Below are 26,077 nucleotides of genomic sequence, written 5' to 3'. Positions count from 1 at the left end.
TCCTCCGCCTTGCAGCTGCACGCACCAGACCCCGCTCGGGTCGGCTGCAAGGCACCGAGCCTTACGGCCGGCCTGATCCAAACGACAGGCCCTAGTACCCCCTACTTCTCGTACAGCCCCTCCACCTGCGCCGCGAAGTCCCGCATGATCGCCTCGCGGCGCAGCTTCATCGACGGGGTCAGGTGGCCGGTGCTCTCCGTGAAGTCGACGGGGAGGACGGCGAAGCGGCGGATGGACTCGGGGCGGGAGACCAGCTTGTTGGCCTCGTCCACCGCGCGTTGCAGGACCGCGTTGAGGTCCTCGTCGCCGATGAGGAGTTCGGCCGGGACCGGATGCTTGCCGTTCATCTGGCGCCAGTGGGTGATGCCGTCGGGGTCGAGGGTGATCAGCGCGGAGACGTAGGGGCGGCCGTCTCCCAGGACGATGCACTGGGAGATCAGGGGGTGGGAGCGCAGCCAGTTCTCCAGGGGGGCGGGGGCCACGCTCTTGCCGCCTGCCGTTATGAGCATTTCCTTCTTGCGGCCGGTGATCGTGAGGTAGCCCTCGTCGTCCAGTTCGCCGATGTCGCCCGTCGGGAGCCAGCCGTCGGGGGCCGCGGGGACCACTCCGCCCGCCGCCGGGTCCCAGTAGCCGCGCAGGACGTGGTCGCCGCCGAGGAGGATCTCACCGTCCGCCGCGATGCGGACACGCGTCCCGGGAAGCGGCCAGCCCACCGTGCCCAGGCGCGGTTTCAGCGGAGGTGTCACCGTCGACGCCCCCGTCACCTCCGTCAGGCCGTACCCCTCGTAGATCTCGATGCCCGCCCCGAGGTAGAACGCGGAGAGGCGGCGGCCCAACGGGGAGCCTCCACAGATGGCGTGGCGGACGCGCCCGCCCATGGCGTTGCGGATGCGGCGGTAGACCAGCGGGTCGTAGAAGGTGCGGGCGGCTCTCAGGGCCGTGGAGGGGCCGGAGCCGGTGCCCGTCTTCTGGGCCTCGACCGCTTCGCCGTAGCGGCGGGCGACCGACACCGCGCGGTCGAAGGAGGAGAGGCGGCCGCCGGACTCCGCGCGGGCGCGGGCGGTGTTGTAGATCTTCTCCAGCATGTACGGGATGGCCAGGAGACAGGTCGGGCGGAAGGCGGCGAGGTCGGGGAGGAGATCCTCCGCCTTCAGGCTGGGGGCGTGGCCCAGTCTCACTCGTGCGCGTATGCAGGCGATCGCCACCATCCTGCCGAACACGTGGGACATCGGCAGGAACAACAGCACCGACACCTCGTCGTTCGACCGCGCCTTGAAGATCGGGTAGAGGAGTTCGATCGCGTTGTCGATCTCGGCGAAGAAATTGCCGTGGGTGAGGACGCAGCCCTTGGGGCGGCCGGTGGTGCCGGAGGTGTAGATGAGGGTGGCGAGGGTGTCCGGGACCAGCATGCCGCGCCGTACGGCGACTTCCTGGTCCGGCAGATGCGCGCCCGTCTCCATCAGTCGGTCCAGGTGGCCCTTCTCGATGACCCACATGTGCTGGAGGTCGGGCAGCCGGTCACGCTCGGGGCCGATGGCGGCGGCCTGGCCGACGGTCTCGGTGACCAGGGCGACCGCGCCGGAGTCCTGGAGGATCCAGCGGGTCTGGAAGACGGAGGAGGTCGGGTACACGGGGACGGTCACCAGGCCTGCGGCCCACGCGGCGAAGTCGAGGAGCGTCCACTCGTATCGCGTCCGCGCCATGATGGCGACGCGGTCGCCCGGCACCAGGCCCTCGGCGATCAGGCCCTTGGCGACCGCGTGCACCTGTGCGGCGAACTCGGCGGCCGTGACGTCCACCCAGGTGTCGTCCTGGGTCTTGCGGCTGATGACGACCGCGTCGGGGGCGGCGGCCGCGTTGTCGAAGGGCAGGTCGGCGAGCGAGCCGTGGGTGACGGGCAGGGCGAACGGGGGCATCGAGGCCTCGCGAACGACTCCGTCGAGTCGGCGGGTCTCGGGGGCGACGAGGGTGGGGGGAGCGTCGTCGTAGCTGGCGGTGGTGGAGTACGGCGTGGACACGGGGCGGCTCCCTGGGCGTGCAGCGATGAACTGCTTGCTGCAAATACGTACGTGCCCCAAGTGGCGAGGCGTTCACCGACGGTGGCGACAGGAAGGAGTTACCGACGGTTAGGAAGGGGATCGTACGGGTCTGCTGTGGTCCGTTTGTGCGGATACGGCGATGATCCGGGGCCAGGCCTGTGCAACCTCGGGGGTTATGTGAGTGACCCTCACGTACACCCCAAGCCGCCCTGACCTAGACTTACCCAGGGTAACCTGACTCCTGAGTAAGTAAATGGAGCGCGCCCGAGCACCGAGCCCTGGGGAGATCGACATGGCCGACCGCTATCTGAGCTTCACCGGCACCGCGCCCGGCCGCTTCCTGACCCGGCGGCTCGGCCTTCCACAGCCGGCGCCGCTCAGACGCTGGACGGCCGAACAGCCCTCACTCGCGGGTGACTTGCTGCACCTGACCGCCGGGAAGTCCGACCTCGACCTCGCCCCCGTCCTGGCCCGTACGGGCCTCACGGCCGGAGAGCACCGGCCCGCCGCCGTCGTCCTCGACGCCACCGGTGTCCGGGACGTGGACACGCTCGCCGAGGTGCACGCCCTCCTGCACCCCGTCGTACGGTCGGTCGCCACGAGCGGGCGGGTCGTGCTGCTCGGCGCGCCGCTCGACCCCGAGGACCACCACCAGGCCGCCGTCCAGCAGGCGTTGGAGGGCTTCACGCGCTCCCTCGGCAAGGAGATCGGCCGGGGCAGAACCGTGAACCTGCTACGACTGACCGACGCGGCCGCCGCCGAGTCCACCCTGCGCTTCCTGCTCTCCCCCCGCTCCGCCTACGTCAGCGGTCAGGTCGTCGGCGTGGAAAGCACCGTGAACGGCGGCGCGGTCACCGCCCCCGACGGCTGGGACCGCCCCCTCGCCGGCCGCACCGCGCTCGTCACCGGCGCCGCCCGAGGCATCGGCGAGGCGGTCGCCGAGACGCTGGCCAGGGACGGTGCCCGGGTCGTCGTACTCGACGTACCGCGGGCCGAGGAGGACGCCCGGCGCGTCGCCGAACGGCTCGGCGGCACCGCCCTCGCCCTCGACATCACCGCCGCCGACGCGGGCGAACGCCTCGCGGCCGCCCTCACCGACGGGCTGGACGTGCTGGTCCACAACGCGGGCATCACCCGTGACCGACGGCTGGTCAACATGCCCGGGGACCGGTGGAGTTCCGTGCTCGACGTCAACCTGGCGAGCGTGCTGCGGACCACGGACGCGCTGCTCTCCCAGGGCGTCCTGCGCCCCGGCGGGCGGATCGTCGCCACCGCCTCCATCGCCGGGATCGCGGGCAACGCGGGGCAGACCAACTACGGCGCGAGCAAGGCGGGCGTCGTCGGCCTGGTCCGCTCCCTCGCGCCCCGCGCCCTCGCCGAGCGCGGGGTGACCGTGAACGCGGTCGCGCCCGGCTTCATCGAGACCCGGATGACCGCGGCGGTCCCCCTGTTCATCCGTGAGGCCGGCCGCCGTATGAACTCCCTCGCGCAGGGCGGGCTGCCGGTCGACGTCGCCGAGACGACCGCCTGGCTCGCGCATCCGGCGTCGGGCGCGGTCAACGGACAGGTCGTACGGGTCTGCGGGCAGAGCCTGCTGGGGGCCTGATGACCCTCCTCACCCGCTCCCCCGCCCTCGCCCCGCTGCTCGCCCGCGGTGCCCTCCTGTCCCCCTTCAAGCACCCCCACCCGGACGCCGACTTCCCGCGCACTCCGCTCGTCCTGCCCGGCGTGCGCGTCGATCTCGCGCGCCTGGCCGCCTACGAGCGGGTGTGCGGCTTCGCCACCGGCGAGGACGCCCTGCCGATCACCTATCCGCACGTCCTCGGCTTCCCGCTGGCGATGAGCCTGATGAGCGGCCGGGACTTCCCGCTCCCCCTGCTCGGCCTGGTCCACACGTCCATCGACATCACCCGGCACACCGCCCTCGCGGCGACGGCCTCCTACGACCTCACCGTCCACCTGGAGGGGCTGGCGCCGCACCGGCGCGGCACGGAGGCCGCCGTCGTCACCGAGCTGCGGACCGGGGCGGACGTGGTGTGGGAGTCGCGGAGCACGTACCTGGCACGGCACCGCACGGACGGGCGCACCCCCGCCGAGGTGCCCGTCAGGGAGTGGAAGCCGCTTCCGCAGGTCGCCGAGTGGCGGCTCGGCGCCGACGTCGGGCGGCGCTACGGGGCCGCGTCCGGCGACCGCAACCCCATCCACCTGTACCCGCTCACCGCCCGCCTCTTCGGCTTCCCCCGGGCCATCGCCCACGGCATGTGGACCGTCGCCCGCTGCCTCGCCGTCCACGGCACCCCGCGGGCCGCCCGGGTGCGGGCGGAGTTCCGGGCGCCGGTGCTGCTGCCGGGGACGGTGGAGTACGCGGCGGACGGGGGACGGTTCGAGCTGAGGGGCGGGGAGAAGGTGCACGTGGCCGGGAGCGTTCAGCCGCCGGCGTGAGCGGCCGGCTACGCCGGTGCCGACGGAGGTGTCCAGGGCCGTCCCGCCATCAGGCTGCCCAGGCCCGCCCACGCGAAGTTCATCAGCGTCGTCGCCGTCTGCCGGGCCGTGACGCCCTCCGTGGCGTTGGCCCAGGCCGCGAGCGACTCGGCGGCGCCCACCAGCGCCTCGGCGAGACCGGCGACCTCGCGCTCCTTCAGGTCGGGGTCCCGGTGCGCCTCCCGGGCCGCGACCGCGATCAGCTGGGTCACGAAGGCGACGATCTCCTCGCGCATCGCGGCGACCTCGGCGGCGAACGGCTCGCCGTGGGTGCGGGCCTGGAGGTGCAGTACCGACCAGGCGTCCGGGTGGTGCGCGGTGTGCGTGAAGAACGCCAGCAGGCCGTCCCAGAGCTGACGGTCGGCGGGCAGCTCGGGGTGGACACCGGCCCGGACCGCCTCGGTGAGGGCCTTCGCCTCACGCCGGATGCAGGCCGTGAAGAGGTCTTCCTTGGAGTTCAGGTACAGGTACACCAACGGCTTGGACACACCCGCGAGTTCGGCGATGTCGTCCATCGAGGCGGCCATGTAGCCCCGCTGCCCGAAGGTCCGCACGGCGGCGTCCAGCATCTGCTGCTCACGGACGGCACGCGGCATCCGCTTGCTCTTCACGGCACTCTTCACGGCACCCATGGGGGAAGCCTAGTTGGGGCCGCGGCGGGTGAACCCCTACGAGGCGTGGCCCTGCGCCTGGCCCTGGGCGCGGGCGCTGTCGTCGGCCACGTCCTCCTGGCTGCGGTTCGCCTCCAGGTTCGCCTTGACGCGGTCCACCTTCTGCACGACCTGGAGCGACGCGCGGTCGCGCTCCTTGCGCAGCACGACGAAGCTGATCGGGGCGGAGATCACCAGCGACAGCAGGACGACCCACATGCCGTTGGACTGGCCGAGGCCACGCGGGACGACACCGGAGTAGACGAGGCCCCAGACGACCACGAAGCAGCCCACGAAAATCCCGAGGCGCATCAGCGTGTAGCGGAGCATCTCAATCCACTCTTCCGTTTCTGGCACAAAGGGGCACCGTCCAGTGAAGCACGGCGGGCTTCCGATCTTGCAGGGGGGTGGTGGGGGGCTCAGTGCAGCGGCAGCAGCATGATGACGTCGTCGCGGTCGTCGTCGGGAGCGACGCGGATCGCGCCGGGGATACGGCCGACCTCCTTGTACCCGCAGGACGCGTAGAAGCGCTCCAGGCCGAGTCCGCCCCGGCAGGTGAGGCGTATCGCCTCGATGCCGTCGAGGGTGCGGGCCGCGTCCGCGGCGGCGGCCAGCAGGTCGCGGCCGTACCCCTGGCCCTGGTGCCGCGGGTGCACCATCACCGTGTACAGCCACAGCCAGTGGGTCATCAGCCGGTGCGTGTTGAAGGTCAGGAACGCCGTCGCCGCCACCTGCCCCCGCTCGTCGTGCCCGACGAGCAGCCGGGCCCGGCCCTCGCTCATCGCGGCGAAGTGCTTCACCAGCTCCGGGCGTATCTGCTCACGCGTGACCGGCGGTACGAATCCGACGGCCCCGTCGGCGTTGCTGACGTCGGTCCAGAGGTCCAGCAGTCCGTCCCGCAGGGCGGGGGTGACGGCCGGATCCAAGGTGAAGGTAAGGGGCATGCGGGCATGCTATCCCTTACGGACCTCACGACAGTGCCCGCGCCGCCACTTTCAGGTCCGACACCAGCCCCTGGTACGCCGCCTCCCGGTCGTCCGACCGCAGCACCGACGACGGGTGCACGGTCGGCACCAGCCGCTCCCGCCGACCGTGGATCTCCTCCTCCAGCACCGTCCCCCGCACCTGCGTGACCCGGAACGACGACCCCAGCAGCGCCTTCCCCGCCGTCGCCCCGAGCACCACGATCAGCCCCGGCTCCACGACGGCCAGCTCGGCGGCCAGCCAGGGACCGCAGGCGGTCATCTCGCGCAGACTAGGCGCCTTGTGGATGCGGCGCTTGCGGGGTTCTGCCCGGGTGAACTTGAAGTGCTTCACCGCGTTGGTCACGTAGGCCTCGCCCGGGTCGATGCCGGCCTCCGCCAGCGCCCGGTCGAGCAGTTTCCCTGCCGGGCCGACGAACGGCTTGCCCTGACGGTCCTCCTGGTCACCGGGCTGTTCGCCCACGAGCATCACACGCGCGTGTGCGGCGCCGGCGCCGAAGACCGTCTGGGTGGCGTCCCTGTGCAGGGGGCAACCACGGCAGTCGGCCGCCGCCTCGCGCAGGGCCGTCAGTCCGCCGTGCTCGGGAACGAAGGGCTCGGCGGTGTAGGCGTCCTCGGGTGTGGTGGTCACGGAGCCCGAGTACCCAGCAGACGCGGCCGACGTCACACCCGCATCGGCTGCGGGCTCTCCCTGCGCGCCGGGTCCGGGCCCTCGTACTCCTTGATGATCTCGTAGCGCGTGTTGCGCTCCACCGGGCGGAAGCCCGCGTCCCGGATGAGGTCCAGCAGGTCCTCGCGGGTCAGCTTGTTCGGCGTGCCGTAGTTGTCGGCGTCGTGGGTGATCTTGTACTCGACCACCGAGCCGTCCATGTCGTCGGCGCCGTGCTGGAGGGCGAGCTGGGCGGTCTGGACGCCGTGCATGACCCAGAAGACCTTGACGTGCGGGACGTTGTCGAAGAGCAGGCGGGAGACCGCGAAGGTCTTCAGGGCCTCGGCGCCGGTCGCCATCTGCGTGCGGGCCTGGAGGCGGTTGCGGACCTTGCCGTCCTTCATGTCGACGAAGTCGTGCTGGTAGCGCAGCGGGATGAAGACCTGGAAGCCGCCGGTCTCGTCCTGGAGCTCACGCAGGCGCAGGACGTGGTCGACGCGGTGGCGGGGCTCCTCGATGTGGCCGTAGAGCATGGTGCTCGGGGTCTTCAGACCCTTCTCGTGCGCCAGCCGGTGGATGCGCGACCAGTCCTCCCAGTGGGTGCGGTGGTCGACGATGTGCTGGCGGACCTCCCAGTCGAAGATCTCCGCGCCACCGCCGGTGAGGGACTCCAGGCCCGCGTCGATCAGCTCGTCGAGGATCTCCGACGCGGACAGGCCCGAGATGGTCTCGAAGTGGTGGATCTCCGTGGCCGTGAACGCCTTCAGGGACACGTGCGGGAGGGCGGCCTTCAGCTCCCGCAGCGAGCGCGGGTAGTAGCGCCACGGCAGGTTCGGGTGGAGGCCGTTGACGATGTGCAGTTCGGTGAGGTTCTCCGACTCCATCGCCTTGGCGAGCTTGACGGCCTCCTCGATGCGCATCGTGTACGCGTCCTTCTCGCCCGGCTTGCGCTGGAACGAGCAGTAGGCGCAGGACGCCGTGCACACGTTCGTCATGTTGAGGTGGCGGTTGACGTTGAAGTGGACGACGTCGCCGTTCTTCCGCGTCCGCACCTCGTGCGCGAGGCCGCCGAGCCACGCCAGGTCGTCCGACTCGTAGAGCGCGATGCCGTCCTCACGGGACAGCCGCTCACCGGAGCGGACCTTCTCCTCCAGCTCGCGCTTGAGCCCGACGTCCATGCCAACACCTTTCTACGACAGCCCGACCAACGGTATCCCTAGACCTCTTCGGGAAGCTCCCCGACCCGGTTCTCCCACTTCGTGGAGAGCACGATCGTCGTACGGGTCCTGGAGACGCCCTTGGTCCCGGACAGCCGCCGGATGATCTTCTCCAGGCCGTCCACGTCGGTCGCCCGCACCTTGAGCATGAACGAGTCGTCGCCGGCGATGAACCAGCAGTCCTCGATCTCGCTGAGGTCCTTCAGACGGGCCGCGACGTCCTCGTGGTCGGCGGCGTCGGAGAGCGAGATGCCGATCAGGGCGATGACGCCGAGGCCCAGCGAGGCGGCGTTGACGGTGGCGCGGTAGCCGGTGATGACACCGGCCGCCTCCAGCCGGTTGATGCGGTCGGTGACGCTGGGTCCCGACAGACCGACGAGGCGTCCCAGCTCCGCGTAGGAGGCCCGGCCGTTCTCCCTCAGGGCCTGGATGAGCTGCCTGTCCACCGCGTCCATGCGATCGAAGCCTTCCGCTGAAGTTCTTGAAAGTTCTTGGGTGATGAGAGGTGCTGCGACTTACTCAGACGGCACTCACGTCGGACGGGTTGCGTTGCCGCCGCCCAGCTCGCCCGTCCAGCGGCGGTACAGGTCGTGCGGGACGCCCGCCGCGTCGAGGACCCGGCCGGCCACGAAGTCCACCAGGTCCTGGATGTGGGTGGCGCCCGCGTAGAAGGCGGGCGAGGCCGGCACGACGCTCGCGCCCGCGTCGTCCAGTGTCACCAGATGCCTGAGGGTCTGCCCGTTCAGCGGGGTCTCCCGCACGGCCACGACCAGCGGGCGCCGCTCCTTGAGGGTCACGCTCGCGGCGCGCTGCAGCAGGTCCTTGGAGAGGCCGAGGGCGACTCCGGCGACGCATGCCGTGGAGGCGGGCACGATCAGCATGCCCTTCACGGCGTACGACCCCGAGGACGGCCCGGCGGCGAGGTCCCCGGCGCTCCAGTGCCGTACGCGGTCGACGTCGACGTCGAACGTGCCGGGCTTGCCGTCGGCCCCCCGGGCCAGCCATTCCCGCAGGTCGTCCTGCCAGTGGGCGTCCCGGAAGGAGACCCCCGTCTCGTCCAGCAGGGTCAGCCGGGAGGCCCGGCTGACGACAAGGTCGACACTCTCGCCCGCGTCCAGAAGCGCACGCAGCACGGCGGCGGCGTATGGCGTCCCAGACGCTCCGGACACCCCCACGATCCAAGGCACACGCTGCGTTTCTCCTGCGTTCACACCTTGAGCGTACCCGTGGGGCGGGAGGTGTTCAGGACCGGCCGGACGCCTGACGCGGACCGCGGTCACACGGTCAGACCCCGGACCAAGAGATCAAGCAGCGCGCACACGAACAGGGCAATGCCGATGAAGCCGTTGACGGAGAAGAACGCCCGGTTCACGCGGGACAGGTCGTGCGGCCGCACGATCGAGTGCTCGTAGACGAAGGCGCCCGCGACGATCAGCAGGCCCAGCCAGAAGAAGCCGCCCGCGTCGGTGGCGAGGGCGTACCAGACGAACAGGGCCGTCGTCACGGCGTGGCAGACGCGGGCTCCCCAGACCGCCACGGGGATGCCGAAGCGGGCCGGGACCGACATGACGCCGATCTCGCGGTCGGTCTCGACGTCCTGGCAGGCGTAGATGAGGTCGAAGCCGCCGATCCAGACGCCGACCGCGAGGCCGAGGATCACCGCGTCCCAGGACCACTCGCCGGAGATCGCCAGCCAGCCGCCCACCGGGCCCATCGCCTGGGCGAGGCCGAGGATGGCCTGGGGGAAGTTCGTGAAGCGTTTCCCGTACGGGTACACCACCATCGGGATCACGGCGACGGGGGCGAGGGCCAGGCAGAGCGGGTTGAGCAGGGCCGCCGAGCCCAGGAAGACCACGACGGCGATCAGCGCGCCGGTCCAGGCGTGCTTCACCGACACCGCGCCGGTCACCAGTTCGCGGTGCGCCGTGCGGGGGTTACGGGCGTCGATCTCCCGGTCGATGATCCGGTTGACCGCCATCGCGAAGGTGCGCAGGCCCACCATGCAGACCGTCACCAGCAGCAGCCGGCCCCAGTGGATGTTCCTGTCCCACTGGAACATCGCGGTGAGCGCGGCGATGTAGGCGAAGGGCAGGGCGAAGACGGAGTGCTCGATCATCACCAGGCGCAGGAACGCCTTGGTGCGTCCCGGTTGCGGGAGAGCGGCAGACGCGCTGGTCACAGCCCGTACTCCTTCCACCGGCGGTCGACCTTCGCCGCCGTCTCCGGGTCGGACTCCACCATGTCCGGCCACCCCCCGTCCCGCGTGTACCCCTCCTCGGGCCACTTCCTCGTCGCGTCGATGCCCGCCTTGCCGCCCCAGAACTGCTGGTAGGACGCGTGGTCGAGGTGGTCGACGGGACCCTCGACGACGGTGAGGTCGCGGGCGTAGTCGGTGTTGCCGAGGGCGCGCCAGGCGACCTCGTGGAGGTCGTGGACGTCGCAGTCGGAGTCGACGACCACGATCAGCTTGGTCAGGGACATCATGTGGGCGCCCCAGATCGCGTGCATCGTCTTCTGGGCGTGCTTGGGGTACTTCTTGTCGATCGAGACGATCGCGCAGTTGTGGAAGCCGCCGGACTCGGGCAGGTGGTAGTCCACGATGTCCGGGATGATGATCTTCAGGAGCGGGAGGAAGAAGCGCTCCGTCGCGCGGCCGAGCGGGCCGTCCTCCGTCGGGGGCCGGCCGACCACGATCGACTGGAGCAGCGGCCGCTTCCGCATCGTCACGCAGTCGATGGTCAGCGCCGGGAAAGGTTCCTGCGGGGTGTAGAAGCCGGTGTGGTCGCCGAAGGGGCCCTCGGGCAGCATCTCGCCGGGCTCCAGCCAGCCCTCGATGACGACCTCCGCCTGCGCCGGCACCTGGAGCGGGACGGTCTTGCAGTCGACCATCTCGATCCGCTTGCCGGCGATGAACCCGGCGAAGAGGTACTCGTCGATGTCACCGGGGAGCGGTGCCGTGGAGGCGTAGGTGACGGCGGGCGGGCAGCCGAAGGCGATGGCGACCGGGAGGCGCTCGCCCCGGCGCGCCGCGACCTGGTAGTGGTTGCGGCTGTCCTTGTGGATCTGCCAGTGCATGCCGATGGTGCGCTTGTCGTGGCGCTGGAGGCGGTACAGGCCGAGGTTGCGGATGCCGCTCTCGGGGTCCTTGGTGTGGGTCAGGCCCAGGTTGAAGAAGGAGCCGCCGTCCTTGGGCCAGGTGAACAGGGCCGGGAGCCGGTCGAGGTCGACGTCGTCGCCGCGCAGGACGACCTCCTGCACGGGCGCGTCCCCGGACTTCACCTTCTTCGGCGGTACGTGGGTCATCGCGCCGAGCTTGCCGAACGCCTCGCGCACGCCGACGAACCCGTGGGGCAGCTCGGGACGCAGCAGACCGCCGATCTTCTCGGAGATCTCGCCGTAGGACTTCAGACCCAGCGCCTTGAGCAGGCGGCGGTCGGTGCCGAAGACGTTCATCGCGAGGGGCATGTCGGAGCCCTTCACGTTCTCGAAGAGCAGCGCGGGACCGCCGGACTTCTGCACCCGGTCGACGATCTCCCCGACCTCCAGATACGGATCGACCTCCGCCTTGACGCGCTTGAGGTCGCCTTCGCGTTCCAGTGCCCTGAGCAGGGAACGAAGATCGTCGTAAGCCATGGGAACAAGTATCTGCCACCGGCTACCCTGACCCCGTCACCGGGGCTGTTCCACGCCCCCGTCACCGTCTCCTGGGGGAACGCCCACCATGCTCCGGTATCTGCCCTTCCTGCTGGTCCTGGCGCTGTGGATCTACGCCTTCATCGACTGCCTGAACACCCCCGAGGAGCAGGTGCGGGGTCTGCCGAAGGTGATCTGGGTGATCATCATCCTGCTCTTCGGCGAGGTGCTGGTCGGTCCGATCGCGTGGCTCGTGGCGGGCAAGGTCCGTACGACCCCGGCGGGAGGCTCCACGCCCTCCGAGTGGCACCGCAACCAGCGCACCCGGTTCGTCGCGCCCGACGACAACCCCGAGTTCCTGAAGTCGCTCAAGGAAGAGGCTGCGTCTTCCTCAAGCGCGAAGGACGAGTCCCTCCTGAAGGACTGGGAGGCCGACCTCCGCCGCCGCGAGGAGGAGCTGCGCCGCAAGGAGAACGGCGAGGACCCGAAGGACAGCTGACGCCTCCAAGCCGCGCCGAAGTCGCGCCGAAGTCTCGCCGAAGTCGCTCCGAATGAGCCGGAGATGATACATCGGACACGCTGCGCGACCGGACAAGGGCTGTTTCCCCGAGGAAGTTGCACAACTTTTTTCGGTCTACTGAACGGTAACAACTCCCTTCATTCGCAAGGGAGTTACTCGAACACCTCCTTCACATGCAAGGTCCGGGCACGAGGGCGCACACGAATGTCGACTCATCTATTCGAACACCGGCCACGCCCCCGCACAGCGAGGCCTCCGGCCTTGCACAGCAGCCCAGTTGACCCACATGAGTGACACGAGTTCCGGCCCCGACACCCGGTAGTCTCCTCCCTAGCTCTTCTCTGTGCCGGTGCCCGTGGGCGCCGATCGGGTTCATCAGGCCCGGCCACCTACAGAGAGGAGCAGGTCCGTGGCTAGCTCTGACCAGCCAAGCGACCGGGACGACGCCGTACCCCCAGAACCGCGGGACCCGGACCCACCGGTCCCGGACACCGCGGAGCGGGACAGCGCCGCTTCCCCGCGCGGCATCCCGGAGCCGGACTGCGGTAACGCGCCGCGCAGCAGTCGGGTACGCGTGGTCGGAGAGTGCCTGTACTGGCTCGTCCGGCTGATGCTCGACCTGTACGACAACGGCGGATGAGGTTGGGACCTCATCCGCCGTCAGTTACCGAATAGCCGGTACGTGGGCCCGTGCTCAGGTTCCCGCCAGGACACGGGCTCACGGTCGGTTCGGCAAGTCGTCGTGGAGCAGCGCGCTCCGAGGGCAGCCCACTGTAGATCCCCCGAGAAAGCCGCCCCCGTCAGCGGACTCATCCTCGCGCGTGCGCCGGACTTTTGTAACCCGAAGTGGTCCTGAACGGTACCGTGGCACGGGGGTCGACCTACCAAAAGCGACCAACCCACCCCCCGGGACGAATTCGGCTACGCGAACGGTGGCCTGAACGGTACCGTGACGCCCGCAGCGGTAGTTGAAGATCTGACGAGAGGAGTGCGCGTCAGTGGCTCGTGGCACGGCGAACTTCGACGGTGAGGCCCTGCGCACCGCACGCCTGACCCGCCCGGTCGACGGCCGGCTCCTCAGCGCCGAAGCCGTCGCGCAACGCCTCGGCACCTCCAAGAGCCGCGTCCTCGCCTACGAGAACAACACCTCCAAGCCGGACCCCAAGCGCATCGCGCAGATCAGCGCCCTGTTCGACATCCCGGCCAGGGAACTGCGCACCAAGCGCGCCCTCGCCGACATCCACGGCCTGCGCTGCCAGAGCGGCCTGACCGCGGCCGAGGCGGCCGCCCTGGTCGGCATCAGCCGCAGCGGCTACGCCAACATCGAACGGCACGCCCTGCTGCCCGTACGGGACGACGGCACGGTCCGGATGAACCTCGCCCGTGCCTTCGGCGTGAGCCCCGCCGTCATCGACCGCGCGCTGTGGCGCCACCCCGCCGCGGTCGCCCGCCAGGACGAACTGGCCGAACGGCTGCGGGTCGTCTTCGAGCGGGCCCACCACAAGCACAGCCCGGCCGTGATCGACGTGGCGGACCCCCTCCTCCAGCAGATCGCTCCACTCCTGCAACGCCCCGCGAGGGTCGCCTGCCGTCTCGTGAACGCCGAACTCGACGCCCTCCGCGAGCTGTTGCGCGAACACGCGCGCATGAAGGTCGACGAGGACTTCGCACAGACCACCTCCGCCGCCACCCGCGCCCGCAACCGCCGCACCCATCTGGAGACCCTGATCGACGGCGCGGCCCCGGCCGCCGCGAAGAACCTCAGCAGGTTCCTGTCGGAGGCGATGAACGTCCGGCAGTGGCGCCTGATGGTCGCGCTGGCCAACGCCGGGCTCAGCGGCATCGCGTACGCCAGCACCTCGCGCTACGCCTCCCCGGAGGACCTCACGGTCCTCCAGATCCGCCAGTACGCCACCGTCCTGCTGCGCGGCGACCAGACGTACGCCACCCCCACCGAGAACGGTCTGATCACGGTCCGCAACAACTACGCCCGCTACGGCCGCCTGTATCCGCGGGTGCCGGCTCCCAACCTGAGCCACTACTGGGAGCAGCGCCAGCGCCCGACGATCCTCATGCAGCGGGCGGGACGGTCGGCCCGGGAGAGCGGCTGACCCCGCGTCTCACCCCTCCGGGTTCGCGTCCGCCGGAAATCTTCCTCTCCGGGCGACACGGAGCGCAGAGTGGGCGTATGGACCAGTCACAGGCACGCGCCTGGCTCGCCACCGCCGTCGAGGAGGCCCGCAGGGGCCTGGCCGAGGGCGGCATCCCGATCGGCGGCGCGCTCTACGGCGCCGACGGCACCGTGCTGGGCCGCGGCCACAACCGCCGCGTCCAGGACGACGACCCCTCCATGCACGCCGAGACGGCCGCTTTCCGTGCGGCGGGGCGGCAGCGGTCGTACCGGGGTACGACGATGGTGACGACCCTCTCGCCCTGCTGGTACTGCAGCGGCCTGGTCCGCCAGTTCGGGATCTCCCGGGTGGTGATCGGCGAGGCCGTCACCTTCCACGGCGGGCACGACTGGCTGGCGGAGCACGGCGTGGAGATCGTGCTGCTCGACGACCCGGAGTGCGTCGCGATGATGCGCGACTTCATCGACAGGAACCCGGCTCTCTGGAATGAGGACATCGGTGAGTGAGCCCCTCTCCCCACGGACCCCGCGCATCCCGACCGTCGACCTGCGGCCCTGGCTGGACGGGGAGCCGGAGACACGGGCCCGCACCGCCCGCACCGTCGACGAGGCGCTCCAGACCGCCGGGTTCCTGCTGGTCACCGGGCACGGTGTGGACCCGGCGCTCCGTACGGCCATCCGGACGGCCGCCCGCTCCTTCTTCACCCTCCCGGCCTCGGTCAAGGAGACCTACGCGGCGCAGGTCGGCGGCCGCGGCTGGCTCGGGCCCGGCGCGGAGGCCAACGGCTACTCCGAGGGGACCGAGACCCCGCCGGACCTGAAGGAGTCGCTCACCTTCGCCACGCACGAGCCGTTCGACGACCCCGTCGTCAACGCGGAGTGGTACGCCCCCAACGTGTGGCCCACCGAGGTCCCCGAACTCCAGGTGCTGTGCGAGGAGTACCTGGCGAGGATGGGCGAGCTGGAGAACCACCTCCTCGCCCTGCTCGGGGAGGCCCTCGGGCTCGAACCCGACTTCTTCACCCGGCACATGGACCACCCCACGTACGGCTTCAACATCAACTGGTACCCCGGGACCGACGTCATCGGCGAACCCCAGCCGGGCCAGTTCCGCATCGGCCCCCACACCGACTTCGGCACCGTGACCATCCTCGACCGGCAGGCCGGCAAGGGCGGCTTGCAGGTTTACACGGACGACGGCGGCTGGGAGGACGCGCCCCGCGACCCGGCGGCGTTCACCATCAACATCGGTGACCTGATGGCCCGTTGGACCGGTGACCGGTGGCGCTCGGGGCGGCACCGGGTCCTGCCCCCGCCGGCCGACGCGCCCGCCGAGGAGCTGATGTCCCTGGTGTACTTCGGGGAGTGCACTCCGGGCACGCTGGTGGAGTCGGTCCCGGCTCCAGTGGGACGGGTGGCGTATCCGCCGGTCGACTCACATGTCTACCTGCGGGAGAAGCTGGATTCGATCACGGTCGACTGACAAGTGCGAATCAACTCCCGCCCGCCCTCCTGCAACGGCTTACGCTCAGACCCCATCCCGATCATGGCGACTTGACGTTGAGTGCCTGCCGCCCGGAGGAGCCTCCGGGCGGCCCACCGTCATCCGGAGGAACCGGCCTCTGCAGGAGCGTGCGACAGCTTCGCGGCGAGAGAGACCTCGGCACCGGCCTGGCGTGTGCCCCAACCAGTGTTCGCGCAGGTGATCGCTCCGTACCAGCGCATGACTCGTAGTACCGTCCAGGCGAAGACGACGGCGCAGGGCATCAGCAGCCAGGTGACGACTCTTGAGCGAATGCGTTCATCGGAGCGGACGATGCTCAGGTAGCGCAGCCCTTGGGCCCAGCCGATGAGGAAGGGCAGCAGCAGGAATGATGCGCTTGGCCCGTTGTGGTACTTGAACGGTTCCACCAGCAGGAGCCATCCCAGCACGGTTGTCGACAGGATGACCTGGAACCACCGCAAGAAGTGGATCCAGTAGGCGATGCTGTTCAGGGGTAGGTAGCGCATACGCCACAGCGAGCGAATGGTCGATCCGCGCATCCACCGTAGGTACATCCGGCACAGATGGCCGAACTTTTCCGGCATGGCGGAGAAGACGACAGCGGTGGGCTGCTGCACAGTCTTACCGCGCAACAGCGCGTAGAGAGTGAGCAGGCTGTCGTCCGACAGCGTGACCGGTCGGCCACGGAAGGTTTCGCCGAGGTAGGCGGCGAGGTTGTCGCGAATGACCGGAGCACGGTAGGCGGCGAGCGGCCCGGAGTTCACCAGGACGGCGCCGACGGTAGAGAGAGCTGAACGGTCGACGAGTTGTCCCGTCAGCAGCCACAGATCAGTGATGCGGGCCAGGAAGTTGGCTCGATGGTTGGTTGCCAGGACGATGCCGGCGACGCTCTGCACCGAAGGATTACCGAACGGAAGCAGTACCTCTTCGAGGGCGTTGGGTGCCAGGCAGCTGTCGCTGTCGAGGGTGACGTACACGTCTGCCTCGGGACTCGCGAGGACGCCGTGGCCTTGGGCGTGCCGCTTGCCACCGTTGGGGACGCGCTTCCAGGTCGTGCGTATCCCAGCGGTGTCCGCTGCACCGAGCCACCACTGCTTCACGGAGGCGTAATCGGTGTTCGTGGAGCCGTCGTCGACGACGTGGACACTGTCGGGACACCGTGTTTGGTCCAGCAGGGATTGCAGGCCCATGCGGAGATAGCCCTCGTCTTCGTTGTAAGCAGGGACGAGCACTGCGACATGCAGCTCGGAGAGCCGACGGCGGATCCGGGTGTTTGCCTTGTAGGGCCGGTCGAAGTGGTACATCACCGTCTGCGCCATCAGCAGTACGAAGGTGATGCCCCACACCGCGCCCAGTCGGCCACGCGCAGCATCGCCATAGTGAGTGGCGGCGATGGCGTGCTGAGCCGCCCAGGCTGCGGCGGCGCTGAGGGCGACGGCTCCGGCCAGTACGGCACCGGAGTGGTGCGGATGTGCCGTAAGCGTACGGGGCTTGATCACAACTGTCCGGCAGAGCGATTGGGGCGGAAGCCGACGCGAATCAGTACAGCACCCATGCAGACGATGGCGGCGGCTATACCCAGCAGCCACCAGCCTGTGATGACCGTTCCGCCGACGACGATGGCACCGGCGGCAGAGCCGGTACGGGCAAGCTGCGAGTTCTCAGACATGATGTCCCCTTGCAGGCGATCTATGAGATTGGCTTGGAAAGCGCAGGTCACAGGTACTCGACGTGCGGAGCGGCTGCGACGGCCCGCCGCGTGTCGAGGACGAAGTTGGCATGGGCTCGGACACGGTCGAAGTCGAACTCCGGGTGATCGGTGAGCACCAACACGGCGTCTGCAGCAGCTAGTTCGTCGGGCGTGACCTCAGTGAGGTGACGCATGCCGACCTCACCGGTGACATGAGGGTCGACGATCGTGCAGGCTGCGTCCTTACGTGCCAGGAGTTCAACCACCTGACGGGCGGGCGACTCGCGGGTGTCGGCGGTCCCCGGCTTGTAGGCCAGACCGAGGACGATGATGCGGGCGTCCTTGAGGCACTTCGAGCGCTTGTTCAGAGAGCTCTGCAGTCGTTCGACAACGTAAGCAGGCTGGCGCTCATTCACTTCCTGGGCCAGCTCCACGAAGCGAAACGTTTCTCCGAGGTGCTGGCGCACATGATGGGAGAGATAGACCGGATCGATGGGCAGGCAGTGGCCTCCGACGCCGGGGCCGGGCGTGAATCGCATGAACCCGAACGGCTTGGTCGCGGCGCAGTCCAGCGCGTTGCCGACGTCGATGTTGAGCAGGTGCCCGAGTTTGGCCAGTTCGTTGACCAGGGCGATGTTGACGTGGCGGAAGGTGTTCTCGAACACCTTGGCCAGCTCGGCCTCTTCGAGGCCAGAAGCCGGCACGGTCACCTCGACAAGAGAGTCGTAGAAGGCCTTGACCCGCTCCAGACACGTGCCGGTGAGGCCAGCGACGATCTTGGGGGTGTTCTCCAACTTCCAGGCTGCGTTGCCCGGATCGATGCGCTCCGGACTGAACCCGACATGGAAGTCGCGACCGGCCTTCAAGCCAGATCCTTCCTCGAGCAACGGAATGAGCACGTCACGGGTGGTGCCGGGATGTGTGGTGGACTCCAGCACCACGGTGGCGCCCGGCTCCAGCCTCTCGGCCAGCACTCGGCCCGCGTCGCGCACGAAGCTCAGATCCGGGACACGATCGGTCAACGGCGTCGGAACGGTTATGACCGCAAGATCGAAGCCCTTCAGATCGTCCGGATCACTGCTGGGCTGATAGGAGCCTGCCCTGAGCGCCTGCTCAAGCCGGGCGGAGGAAATGTCCTCGATGTAGGACGAGCCGGCGGCCAGACTCTCACAGCGCTTCTGGTCCGGTTCGTAACCGGTGACGCTGTGCCCTGCCTCGGCGGCCCGAAGAGCCAAGGGCAGGCCGACATAGCCCTGCCCGAGAACGCTGACGTGCATGGTGGTTCCCCTCAACCTGAGACGGCCCGCGAACTGCGCGGACCGGTAAACGGCGCCCCTGAAGTGCGGTGGCTTGTTTGAAGCAGGCCACCGCGGCGTCGGGTGCTGCATGGGTTTGCGGTACGGGCCCGAACCTTTGCTGCCACCCCCCGTCGGGTTGCAGCAGACGTCCCGCTAATTCACCGCCGGCTCGACGACCGGTTCAGGCCCCCTGCCTGAACGTGCGCAAGACGCGCACATCGATCTTCACAACTCCCCCTCATTCACACTGTCAAGAGTTCAACAGACTGGCGAAAAGTGGAAGCCCTGAGACCGATTCAAGATCTGTGACTTATCTCGCAACGATCAACCATTCGGCCTGTTGAGCCATCAGCATCCGAGCTTTGGCCATGACTTGGGTGCCCCTTCGGCACCCGAGCGAGCGCGAACCGGAGGGCGGCGGTTCAGCGACAGTCCTCGACGGCACTCTCCGGAGGTGCGCCCTCACGGCCGAAAACAATCTTCACAACTTTCACGGAAATCTTCGTCCGACAAGGCCGCGACGGGCGACCAGGGGTATCGGCGGGTCCCGGAAAGCTCGACAGTACCCAGAAGAGGTGCACGCGGTTTTGCTACTGGCAACCGTTGCATTCCCAAAGCCCGTACACTGACATGCTCACCGAGAAGCACAAGATCGGAAAATTCGTGACCCAACGGACATCACGCGATCTAGTGCGAATCAACTCCCGCTCCTTACCCTGACGTTGTAGGCCGTTCCAGGGGGAGGTGCGGTGCACAGACCGTTACACGGGCGGGGAGCGCTGTTCGACGGTGAGCCGCCGGGGCTGGTCCCCAGGCTGGTCGGGCTGCGCCCGTACGAACACCTCGCCGCGAAGGTCGACCATCCCCGCGAGTTACCGCTGCTGGTGCTCGCGGGCGGCCGGGGCCTCGGCAAGAGCGCGGTGCTGGCCGAGCTGTGGGACGCGTACACGGAGCGGACCCGCAAGGGGGAGACGCGCAAGCGCACGCCGGTCGCGCTGATCGACTGCGAGGACGAGCAGTTCGCCGAGCCTCCGCACGAGGAGAGCCCCGAGTCCTGGTCGCCGGTGTGGCAGGCGCTGCTGGTGATCGCCGAGCAGTTGACCGAGCCGGTGAAGGCGGCCGGGCAGCTCACGTTCCCTCGGCTGACGGCGGGCCTGGTGGCGGTGCGGGCGAGCGACTGGAGCGGTCGTACGGACTCCGATCGCATCCGGCGTGAGCTGGTGCGGATCCTGCTGCTGAACGAGCGGGGTTCGCGCTTCGGCATGGCCGGGCGGTGGGCGGCGAAGGTCGCCGCGAAGGTGATCGCCGCCGCGAGCGGAGGCGGCCCGTTCGTCGCGGCGACCGTCGAGGCCACCCTGGAGGCGCTGTCCGAGGGCGTCACCGGGCGCCGGGAGCAGCGGCCGTCCACCTGGTACCGCACGTATCCGAACGCGGGCGGCAACGCCAAGCGCGGTCTGCTGCTGCTCGCCGGGAACTTCCGGGCCGGCGGCACCTCGCGGGAACACGCCGAGCGGTGGCTGGTGCGGGCGCTGCTCGCCGACCTGGCCGAGGGGTACACGGGCCTGGGCTCGCACCTCACGCGGCTGGGCCGGCCGCTGGTGCTGCTGGACAACGTGCGGGGCGGGCCGGGTCCCGGGCTGCTGGACGCGGTGCTGCGGGACCGGTCCGAGGGGGGCGCGGACCAGGTGGTGTTCATCGCGACCGTACGCGGCACGGAACTCGCGGTCCTGCGGGACGCCGTACGGCGGGAGCTGCCCGCGGTGGCGCGGACCACGGAGTGGGAGCCGGGCGCCTCGCCGTCCTCGCGAGCGCTGCTGGTACCGCTGCCGCCGCTGTCGCCGGACGACACCCTGCACATCGTGGGCGCGGTGTGCGACGACGTCGAGGTGCCGCCGCAGCTCCCCCACGCGATCCACCGGCTGACCGGCGGCAACCCGCTCGGCATCGTGCTGGTCGCGACCGCCGCGAAGCAGTACCCGGGCCGGGCCGCCTCCCTGGGCAGGCTGCTCACCGCGCGGATCACGGTGGAGGAGGACCAGGACGAGGGCCGTCCCGCCTACGGCGAACTGCTGGACCGGCTGGTCCCGGCCGACCGGCTCGACGAGCTGACGGTGCTGGCCGCGGCCCACGACCACGACTCGGCGGTCGCGCTGGCCACCGCCCAACTCCCGGACGACTTCGGCTCCTCGGGCGTACGGTCGCTGCGGGTGCGGCTCGCCGCGGAGGGGCTGCCCGCCGAGCCGGGCCACTTCGTGGGCGACCCCTTCGTGCGCGCCCTGCTGCTGCTCCGGCTGCACCACCGCAACGCGGACCACGCCAAGTGGCGCGAGGTGCACGAGACGCTGATCCGGCACTACACGGACGACGGGGAGGACGGCGACGGCGGGTCGGCCCGTGCCCGCTACCGCCTCCACCACGAGCTCGCCCTGGGCGACACGGCGGGCGCGGTGGCCCATCTGCGCGACACCTTCCACGGCGTGGACACCCGCACCTGGCTGGACACCCTGCGCTTCCTCGCCTCGGCGCCCTACTTCCACGCGCACGACGCCGAGGGCCGGGACTTCGCCGGCCACGACGACCGGCGGGCGGCGATCGCACTGGGGCGCACGGACGCCGGCCAACAACCACCGGCCGGCGTCGACGCCCTCTTCCACCTGCGGATACGGCGACTGCTGCACGCCGTCTGGCAGGTGGCCGACCCGCTGGTGCCGCCCGATCCGAAGGTGTGCGACCGGCTGCGGTTCGAGCTGCTGCAACTGTCCGACCTGCGGCCCGCGGGCGGGGCACTGCTGTTCACGGCGTCACGGACCTGGCCGCGGGACGCCCGCGCCGGGCGGCCGTTGCGCACGCCGGATGAGGACGAGTCCGACGACCGGGACGGGGAGGCGTGATGGGAAGCCGTGCTGTGCGGTGGCTGCGCGACGTGTGGCAGATCCGCCTCTACCGCTATGCCGCGTTGCTCGTGGCGGCCGCGCTGGTGGCGGGCGGGTTCTTCGGCGTCAGGGCGCTCGCCCGGGAGGACCGCTCGTGCGGCGCCGGGGTGGAACGGCCGGAGGGCGGCACCGAGTGCGTGGGCGTCGCGACGGGGGCGTACGACTTCGGGCAGGGCCGCCTGCGGGACGTGGTGCGGGCGATCGGCCGGGAGAACGACCGGCTCCGGCCCGGCAGTTATGTGACGGTCGCGGTGATGCTGCCGTACACCGCGACCAACCCGTCCACGGTGAGCGACATCCTGCACGAGGCGCAGGGCGCGTATCTCGCGCAGTGGCAGGCCAACCACGACTCCAACGGGCAGGCACCGGCGATCCGGCTGGTGCTCGCCAATCCGGGGGCGACCGGCGAGCACTGGCAGCACACGGTGGACCAGCTGGAGCGGATGGCGAAGGGCGCCGACCGGCTGCGCGCGGTCGTGGGGGTCGGCATGAGCACCGACAACAACAAGGCGGCCGTGCGGGAGCTGACCCGGCGCGGGATCCCGGTGGTCGGCAGCTCCATCACCGCCGACGACCTCGCCAACGGCCACCGGGGCACGGACCCGTTCCCCGGGCTCGCCCGGGTCTCCCCCACCAACACCGACCAGGCCCGCGCGCTCGCCTCCTTCGCGAAGGTGTCGGCGGGCAGGGCACTGCTCGTGTACGACAAGCCGGGCGACCCGTACACGCGGACGCTGCAGACGTCGTTCGCGAAGCTGATCGAGGGCTCGCCGTACGAGCCGCAGCCGTTCACGCCGCCGGACGACCGCAGTCAGGAGGGGACGACGGCGAACACGTTCCGGCAGATCACCCACCTGGTGTGCGACACGTCCCCGGAGACCGACACGATCCTGTTCGCGGGCCGGCACACCCAGTTGCGGCAGTTCATCAACGCGCTGGGGCAGCGTGGCTGCCAGGAGCGGAGGTTCACGCTGCTCACGGGGGACGAGGGTTCGTACCTGACCCATGAGAAGGACCTGGACCGCGGTGCCCTCAAGCGCAACCTCTCCGTCCGCTACACCTCTCTCGCACATCCGGACGCCTGGCTGAAGGACAGGGCGAGGACCGGCGGCTCGGCGACGGACACGCGGGCCCTGACCGCGCTGCTGGCGCGTGCCGAGCGTGAGCCGGTCGGGCCGCTCGGCGCGGTCGGTCTGGACGACGGGCAGCTGATCATCGGGTACGACGCCACGATGCTCGCGGTCCACGGCATCCGCGAGGCCACCCCCGACGGCAAGGTGGTCGCGCCGCTCGCGGACGTCGGCCTGCAGTGGCCGCAGGTCAAGGGCTCACTGCGGGTGAACGGCGTGAGCGGCTGGATCTGCCTGGACGTGCACGGCAATCCGTACGACAAGGCCGTCCCGGTCGTCGAACTAACCGCCGAGGGCGGCTCCCGCTTCGTCCGCATCGCCTGGCCGGAGGGCAGGCCCCCGGCGAAGGAGTGCCTGCCGCCGTCCTGACGGGTCCCGCGCCGCGCTACACGCCGGCGTACGAGTGCTTGCCGCTCACGAAGATGTTGACGCCGTAGTAGTTGAACAGCCAGCAGCCGAAGGCGATCATCGCGAGGTAGGCGGCCTTGCGGCCCTTCCAGCCGGCGGTGGCGCGGGCGTGCAGGTAGCAGGCGTAGGCGACCCAGGTGATGAAGGACCAGGTCTCCTTGGGGTCCCAGTTCCAGTAGCGGCCCCAGGCGTCGCCCGCCCAGATGGCGCCCGCGATGATCGTGAACGTCCACAGCGGGAAGACGGCCGCGTTGACGCGGTAGGCGAACTTGTCCAGGGAGGCGGAGGACGGCAGCCGGTCCAGGACCGAGTTGGCGAACGTGCCGGGCTTGCCGCCGGTCGCGAGCTTGTTCTCGTAGCTGTCCTTGAAGAGGTACAGGATCGTGGCGACCGCGCCGACGTAGAACACCGCGCCGCAGAAGATCGCGGTGGAGACGTGGATGTACAGCCAGTACGAGTGCAGGGCCGGGACCAGCTGGTCGCTCGCCGTGTACAGGACGGTGACGGCGAGGCCGAGGTCGAGCAGGACCGTGGTGATCAGGAACAGGCCGAGCCAGCGGATGTTCTTCTTCAGCGCCAGCAGGCCGAGATACACGCCGACGGCGACCGTGGAGAACGTGATGTTGAACTCGTACATGTTGCCCCACGGCGCCCGTTCCACCGAGGCCGCGCGGGCGATCACGCCGCCCAGCTCGATCAGGAAGGCGAGCACGGTGAGGGAGATGGCGATCCGGCCGTAGAGGTCGCCCTGCTCGTCGCCGCCGTGCGCGCCCGGACCGTCGGGCACGTCACGCGCGCCGGCCGCGGACCGGACGACGACCTTCGGCCGCTCGAGGACGGCGGTGCCGCCGTTGTTCTGCACGGTGACGGCGGGCGCCTTCGCCTTGGTCTTCGCGTCGGCGGTGAGCGCGGCGGCCGTACGGCCGACCTTGCTGCGGCTGCCGAAGACCCATTCGGCCATGTACGCGAAGAAGGCCAGGGTGTAGACGGCCATCGACGAGTAGATCAGCGTGTTGCTGATGTTCGCGAGGTTCTCGTTGGTGGCGGCGGCCAGATCGGTTGCGGCGGCGAGAGTCACTGCTGCTCAGCCCCTTCGGCAGGTACGACTTGGGGGTCGGGGGAATCTGAAGGATCTGCGGAGTCGTCGGGGTCGGCTGCCCCGGGCGCCGCCTGGTCGTACAGGATCCCGGCGAGGTCGCCGAGCTCCTCGGGCACCTTGGCGGACTCGCTGCGGCCGAGCCCGGCCATCTCGACGACGGTGACGCCGTCGGCGCCCTTCACCGCGCGCACCCACACCCGGCGGCGCTGGATGAACAGGGAGGCGGCGAGGCCGAAGATCGCGGTGAGGGCCCCTGCGAGGGCCCAGCCGCTGCCGGGTTCCTGGACGATCTGGAAGTTCGCCCACTCCTTGGTGCCGTCGTAGGTGATCGAGCCGGCGCCGTTCGGGAGCTTCATGGTCTCGCCGGGCGTCAGGTTGTCCCTGAGGGTGGCGCCCTTGGCGTCCTTGAAGGTCTTCATGTGCGTCTTGTCGAGCTGGTACACGCTCTGCGGGATGCCCGAGTCGACGCCCAGGTCGCCGTGGTACGGCTGCAGGTTCATCACCGGGTTCAGCAGGGCCGGGAACTGCGAGGCGACCTCGTTGCCCTTGACGTAGGTCGGCAGGAAGAAGGCCTGGAAGGCGAGCTGTTCGCTGACGCCCTTGGCGTTCTTGTAGCCGTCGAGGACCTTGATGACGCCGGAGGAGGTGACGTTGGAGTCGAGCGGGAGCAGTGGCACGGCGTCGCTGTACACGACCCTGCCCTTGCCGTCGCGGACGGTGACCTCGGGGGCGTAGCCGTGGGCGGTCAGATAGATTTTCGCGTCGCCGATCTCCAGCGGGTGGTTGACCTTGACGAGGGTCTTCCGGTCCTTGCCGTAGGCGCCCTCGCTGTACGTGATGGCGGCCTGGTAGGTGCGCGGGGTGCCCTTGTTGGGGCCGGAGGTCTCGTAGGTGCCGGTGAACTTGTTCAGGTTGAAGCTGAACGGCACCAGGTCGTCGCTGCTGAAGAGGTTGCCGGACTTGAAGTCGTCGTAGGAGATGAGGGTGTTGGAGAAGCCGTCGCCGTCGCCCTCGACGACCAGCTTGTTGCCCTCGGACTTGTACAGCTGGCCCCAGGCGAAGGCGACCAGCATCACGATCAGCGCGATGTGGAAGGCGAGGTTGCCGACCTCGCGCAGGTAGCCCTTCTCGCCGGCGACGGCGTCACCGGCGAGGTGCGCGCGGAAGCGGCGCTTCTTCAGCAGGGTGAGCGCGGCCTCGCGGACCTGCTCCGGCTCGGCCTCGGTGCGCCAGGTCGTGTACGCGGGCAGCCGGGTCAGACGCTTGGGCGCGCCCGGCGGACGGCTGCGCAGCTGGCCCACGAACTGCCAGGTGCGGGGCACGATGCAGCCGATGAGGGAGACGAACAGCAGGATGTAGATCGCGGAGAACCACACCGAGCCGTAGACGTTGAAGAGGCCGAGCTTGTCGTAGATCGGCGCGAGGGTGGAGTGGCTCTTCTCGAAGTCGGCGACCTTGGTGGCGTCCTGGCCGGTCTGCGGGATCAGCGAGCCGGGGATCGCGCCGAGCGCGAGCAGCAGCAGGAGCAGCAGGGCGACCCGCATGGAGGTGAGCTGGCGCCAGAACCAGCGGGCCCAGCCGATGACACCGAGGCCCGGCACGTTGGCCAGGCTCTCGACGGGCGCGGTGGACAGCTGGGAGCCGGCGGCGCCGAGGTCCTGGTCGTCGGGGGCGGCCGGGGTCTGCTCGCCGGTGGTCGTCTTGCTCATGGA

24 protein-coding genes are annotated in these 26,077 nt (G+C 69.7%); 9 read left to right on the top strand and 15 right to left on the bottom strand.

Annotated elements, in window-relative coordinates; all coding sequences use genetic code 11:
* Positions 1-101: 101 nt before the first annotated feature.
* Positions 102-2,018 (bottom strand): AMP-dependent synthetase/ligase, encoded by a 1,917-nt coding sequence (locus ACGFNV_RS43480; protein WP_393630837.1) that lies wholly within the window; start codon positions 2,016-2,018, stop codon positions 102-104.
* Between the two features lie 313 nt (positions 2,019-2,331).
* Between ACGFNV_RS43480 and ACGFNV_RS43475 the strand changes: the two genes are divergently transcribed.
* Positions 2,332-3,645, top strand: coding sequence for a 3-oxoacyl-ACP reductase (locus ACGFNV_RS43475; protein WP_393630836.1), 1,314 nt, complete (start codon positions 2,332-2,334; stop codon positions 3,643-3,645).
* The gene (locus tag ACGFNV_RS43470; RefSeq protein WP_393630835.1) at positions 3,645-4,481 is read left to right on the top strand and encodes a MaoC family dehydratase; all 837 of its coding nucleotides are present in this window, start codon (positions 3,645-3,647) and stop codon (positions 4,479-4,481) included. Before ACGFNV_RS43475 ends, ACGFNV_RS43470 begins: the two co-directional genes overlap by 1 nt.
* Before the next feature lie 8 nt (positions 4,482-4,489).
* Here the strand turns inward: ACGFNV_RS43470 and ACGFNV_RS43465 are convergent, their stop codons facing one another.
* From ACGFNV_RS43465 to ACGFNV_RS43425, 9 genes are all read right to left on the bottom strand, one after another.
* The gene (locus ACGFNV_RS43465; protein ID WP_393630834.1) at positions 4,490-5,152 is read right to left on the bottom strand and encodes a TetR/AcrR family transcriptional regulator; all 663 of its coding nucleotides are present in this window, start codon (positions 5,150-5,152) and stop codon (positions 4,490-4,492) included.
* 36 nt (positions 5,153-5,188) lie between these two features.
* A complete protein-coding gene (locus tag ACGFNV_RS43460; RefSeq protein WP_393630833.1) occupies positions 5,189-5,500 on the bottom strand; it encodes a DUF4229 domain-containing protein in 312 nt (103 codons plus the stop codon).
* 89 nt (positions 5,501-5,589) lie between these two features.
* Positions 5,590-6,114: a GNAT family N-acetyltransferase gene (locus tag ACGFNV_RS43455; RefSeq protein ID WP_393630832.1), complete on the bottom strand. Its 525-nt coding sequence runs from the start codon at positions 6,112-6,114 to the stop codon at positions 5,590-5,592.
* A 25-nt stretch (positions 6,115-6,139) separates the two neighbouring features.
* Positions 6,140-6,784: a UdgX family uracil-DNA binding protein gene (locus ACGFNV_RS43450; protein ID WP_393630830.1), complete on the bottom strand. Its 645-nt coding sequence runs from the start codon at positions 6,782-6,784 to the stop codon at positions 6,140-6,142.
* 32 nt (positions 6,785-6,816) lie between these two features.
* Positions 6,817-7,980: an aminofutalosine synthase MqnE gene (gene mqnE, locus ACGFNV_RS43445; protein WP_393630829.1), complete on the bottom strand. Its 1,164-nt coding sequence runs from the start codon at positions 7,978-7,980 to the stop codon at positions 6,817-6,819.
* A gap of 38 nt (positions 7,981-8,018) precedes the next feature.
* On the bottom strand, positions 8,019-8,474 hold the full coding sequence (locus tag ACGFNV_RS43440) for an Lrp/AsnC family transcriptional regulator (RefSeq protein ID WP_133933125.1): 456 nt from the start codon (positions 8,472-8,474) through the stop codon (positions 8,019-8,021).
* A gap of 75 nt (positions 8,475-8,549) precedes the next feature.
* Positions 8,550-9,230: a UbiX family flavin prenyltransferase gene (locus ACGFNV_RS43435; RefSeq protein ID WP_393630827.1), complete on the bottom strand. Its 681-nt coding sequence runs from the start codon at positions 9,228-9,230 to the stop codon at positions 8,550-8,552.
* Positions 9,231-9,295: 65 nt separating this feature from the next.
* Entirely contained in the window at positions 9,296-10,198 is a 903-nt protein-coding gene (mqnP, locus tag ACGFNV_RS43430) for a menaquinone biosynthesis prenyltransferase MqnP (RefSeq protein ID WP_393630825.1), read from the bottom strand.
* Complete coding sequence (locus ACGFNV_RS43425; protein ID WP_393630823.1) at positions 10,195-11,652, bottom strand: menaquinone biosynthesis decarboxylase; 1,458 nt, start codon at positions 11,650-11,652, stop codon at positions 10,195-10,197. Before ACGFNV_RS43425 ends, mqnP begins: the two co-directional genes overlap by 4 nt.
* Positions 11,653-11,740: 88 nt before the next feature.
* On the opposite strand from ACGFNV_RS43425, the gene ACGFNV_RS43420 reads away from it, so the two are divergent.
* From ACGFNV_RS43420 to ACGFNV_RS43400, 5 genes are all read left to right on the top strand, one after another.
* Positions 11,741-12,151 (top strand): PLD nuclease N-terminal domain-containing protein, encoded by a 411-nt coding sequence (locus ACGFNV_RS43420; RefSeq protein WP_393630822.1) that lies wholly within the window; start codon positions 11,741-11,743, stop codon positions 12,149-12,151.
* Between the two features lie 430 nt (positions 12,152-12,581).
* Positions 12,582-12,812, top strand: coding sequence for a hypothetical protein (locus ACGFNV_RS43415; RefSeq protein WP_037674504.1), 231 nt, complete (start codon positions 12,582-12,584; stop codon positions 12,810-12,812).
* A gap of 358 nt (positions 12,813-13,170) precedes the next feature.
* Positions 13,171-14,283 (top strand): helix-turn-helix transcriptional regulator, encoded by a 1,113-nt coding sequence (locus tag ACGFNV_RS43410; RefSeq protein ID WP_393630819.1) that lies wholly within the window; start codon positions 13,171-13,173, stop codon positions 14,281-14,283.
* 77 nt (positions 14,284-14,360) lie between these two features.
* Positions 14,361-14,810: a nucleoside deaminase gene (locus tag ACGFNV_RS43405; RefSeq protein WP_393630818.1), complete on the top strand. Its 450-nt coding sequence runs from the start codon at positions 14,361-14,363 to the stop codon at positions 14,808-14,810.
* Positions 14,803-15,786 (top strand): isopenicillin N synthase family dioxygenase, encoded by a 984-nt coding sequence (locus ACGFNV_RS43400; RefSeq protein WP_393630816.1) that lies wholly within the window; start codon positions 14,803-14,805, stop codon positions 15,784-15,786. The genes ACGFNV_RS43405 and ACGFNV_RS43400 overlap by 8 nt, the downstream gene beginning before the upstream one ends.
* A gap of 119 nt (positions 15,787-15,905) precedes the next feature.
* Here ACGFNV_RS43400 and ACGFNV_RS43395 read toward each other — a convergent pair whose 3' ends face one another.
* From ACGFNV_RS43395 to ACGFNV_RS43385, 3 genes are read right to left on the bottom strand one after another with little or no spacing between them, the layout of a single operon-like run.
* The gene (locus tag ACGFNV_RS43395; RefSeq protein WP_393630814.1) at positions 15,906-17,306 is read right to left on the bottom strand and encodes a glycosyltransferase family 2 protein; all 1,401 of its coding nucleotides are present in this window, start codon (positions 17,304-17,306) and stop codon (positions 15,906-15,908) included.
* A complete protein-coding gene (locus ACGFNV_RS43390; protein WP_393630813.1) occupies positions 17,303-17,476 on the bottom strand; it encodes a hypothetical protein in 174 nt (57 codons plus the stop codon). Before ACGFNV_RS43390 ends, ACGFNV_RS43395 begins: the two co-directional genes overlap by 4 nt.
* A gap of 47 nt (positions 17,477-17,523) precedes the next feature.
* A complete protein-coding gene (locus ACGFNV_RS43385) occupies positions 17,524-18,774 on the bottom strand; it encodes a nucleotide sugar dehydrogenase (protein ID WP_393630811.1) in 1,251 nt (416 codons plus the stop codon).
* Positions 18,775-19,544: 770 nt separating this feature from the next.
* On the opposite strand from ACGFNV_RS43385, the gene ACGFNV_RS43380 reads away from it, so the two are divergent.
* Together ACGFNV_RS43380 and ACGFNV_RS43375 are read left to right on the top strand one after the other, a co-directional pair.
* Entirely contained in the window at positions 19,545-21,686 is a 2,142-nt protein-coding gene (locus ACGFNV_RS43380; protein WP_393630809.1) for a hypothetical protein, read from the top strand.
* The gene (locus ACGFNV_RS43375; protein WP_393630807.1) at positions 21,686-23,227 is read left to right on the top strand and encodes an ABC transporter substrate-binding protein; all 1,542 of its coding nucleotides are present in this window, start codon (positions 21,686-21,688) and stop codon (positions 23,225-23,227) included. Before ACGFNV_RS43380 ends, ACGFNV_RS43375 begins: the two co-directional genes overlap by 1 nt.
* Positions 23,228-23,243: 16 nt before the next feature.
* On the opposite strand, the gene ccsB is transcribed toward ACGFNV_RS43375, so the two are convergent.
* Positions 23,244-24,344 carry a c-type cytochrome biogenesis protein CcsB gene (gene ccsB, locus ACGFNV_RS43370; protein ID WP_393630805.1) on the bottom strand — a complete coding sequence of 367 codons (1,101 nt, stop codon included), beginning with the start codon at positions 24,342-24,344 and terminating at the stop codon, positions 23,244-23,246.
* A complete protein-coding gene (locus ACGFNV_RS43365; protein WP_393630803.1) occupies positions 24,341-26,074 on the bottom strand; it encodes a cytochrome c biogenesis protein ResB in 1,734 nt (577 codons plus the stop codon). The genes ccsB and ACGFNV_RS43365 overlap by 4 nt, the downstream gene beginning before the upstream one ends.
* Positions 26,075-26,077: the final 3 nt, after the last annotated feature.

Origin of the sequence: Streptomyces sp. NPDC048751, from assembly GCF_043198595.1 — a bacterium.
Classification (GTDB): domain Bacteria; phylum Actinomycetota; class Actinomycetes; order Streptomycetales; family Streptomycetaceae; genus Streptomyces.
Note: the sequence above shows the minus strand (reverse complement) of the source record. Positions and strands in the feature narration are given on the sequence as shown.

Bases quoted from the DNA above. Each gene is read 5' to 3' on its own strand.
- ACGFNV_RS43475 (WP_393630836.1), top strand. From the start codon at position 2,332: ATGGCCGACCGCTATCTGAGCTTCACCGGCACCGCGCCCGGCCGCTTC.
- ACGFNV_RS43470 (WP_393630835.1), top strand. From the start codon at position 3,645: ATGACCCTCCTCACCCGCTCCCCCGCCCTCGCCCCGCTGCTCGCCCGC.
- ACGFNV_RS43465 (WP_393630834.1), bottom strand. From the start codon at position 5,152: ATGGGTGCCGTGAAGAGTGCCGTGAAGAGCAAGCGGATGCCGCGTGCC.
- ACGFNV_RS43460 (WP_393630833.1), bottom strand. From the start codon at position 5,500: ATGCTCCGCTACACGCTGATGCGCCTCGGGATTTTCGTGGGCTGCTTC.
- ACGFNV_RS43455 (WP_393630832.1), bottom strand. From the start codon at position 6,114: ATGCCCCTTACCTTCACCTTGGATCCGGCCGTCACCCCCGCCCTGCGG.
- mqnE (WP_393630829.1), bottom strand. From the start codon at position 7,980: ATGGACGTCGGGCTCAAGCGCGAGCTGGAGGAGAAGGTCCGCTCCGGT.
- ACGFNV_RS43440 (WP_133933125.1), bottom strand. From the start codon at position 8,474: ATGGACGCGGTGGACAGGCAGCTCATCCAGGCCCTGAGGGAGAACGGC.
- ACGFNV_RS43425 (WP_393630823.1), bottom strand. From the start codon at position 11,652: ATGGCTTACGACGATCTTCGTTCCCTGCTCAGGGCACTGGAACGCGAA.
- ACGFNV_RS43420 (WP_393630822.1), top strand. From the start codon at position 11,741: ATGCTCCGGTATCTGCCCTTCCTGCTGGTCCTGGCGCTGTGGATCTAC.
- ACGFNV_RS43405 (WP_393630818.1), top strand. From the start codon at position 14,361: ATGGACCAGTCACAGGCACGCGCCTGGCTCGCCACCGCCGTCGAGGAG.
- ACGFNV_RS43390 (WP_393630813.1), bottom strand. From the start codon at position 17,476: ATGTCTGAGAACTCGCAGCTTGCCCGTACCGGCTCTGCCGCCGGTGCC.
- ACGFNV_RS43385 (WP_393630811.1), bottom strand. From the start codon at position 18,774: ATGCACGTCAGCGTTCTCGGGCAGGGCTATGTCGGCCTGCCCTTGGCT.
- ACGFNV_RS43375 (WP_393630807.1), top strand. From the start codon at position 21,686: ATGGGAAGCCGTGCTGTGCGGTGGCTGCGCGACGTGTGGCAGATCCGC.
- ACGFNV_RS43365 (WP_393630803.1), bottom strand. From the start codon at position 26,074: ATGAGCAAGACGACCACCGGCGAGCAGACCCCGGCCGCCCCCGACGAC.